The organism is Proteus sp. fly-1067 (assembly GCF_040139345.1).
Lineage (GTDB): Bacteria > Pseudomonadota > Gammaproteobacteria > Enterobacterales > Enterobacteriaceae > Proteus > Proteus vulgaris_B.
In genome coordinates, this window is record NZ_JBEEUL010000128.1 from 1 (window position 1) to 663 (window position 663).

Here is a 663-nt window from a genome sequence, read left to right on the forward strand (position 1 = left end):
TTAGCGACAACCACATCAGCATCTTCAATTTCACGGCGGGCAATAAAAAATGGACAACGCTGATAAAATTGGCAATTGCGCCCTAAGCAATTCATTTTATCTGTGCTTACTTTGCGCCATAAACTATCACTGAAAGAACATTTATGATGATCTCGTAAACCATCCCACGCAAAGCTATGAAAATCATTACGCAGCTGTTGGCATTGTGCCCTTTCCTCACTATTCGCAATCTCAGCTTTATCTTCAACCAATAGCATTAAGTCTATTTGCTCACCTTCAGCTGCACAAATAGCTTCAAGATTTCTAGGGCACACATAGCGTGCACGGCCAAATGCCCCTGTAAATTTAAGATCCGGAATAATTTTACTGAGTAGTGGCAAATCCTTACTAAAAATTTGATCTTGTAACGCAACGTTAGCCGTACTCACAACTAATGTTTTGCCTTCTTCACGGGCAACGGCAATCCCTGGGATCAAATAAGACAACGTTTTTCCTACGCCAGTAGGCGCTTCAATAACTAGATGGCGCCCCTCTTCATCCGCTAAGTTTTTTGCAACTTCTGCTATCATCTGGCGCTGAGGAGCGCGGGAAACGAACCCGTCAATTTGTAATGATAACCCTTTGTACCATTGAGTTATGTGTTCTTTGATTTTGTTTGACAGG

Annotated in this window: 1 protein-coding gene; it reads right to left on the bottom strand. The window is 42.2% G+C overall.

Annotation, left to right across the window (positions count from 1 at the left end):
• On the bottom strand, positions 1–662 hold a 662-nt coding region (locus ABN217_RS19550), incomplete at its 3' end, for a DEAD/DEAH box helicase (protein WP_349459896.1).
• Position 663 lies beyond the last annotated feature (1 nt).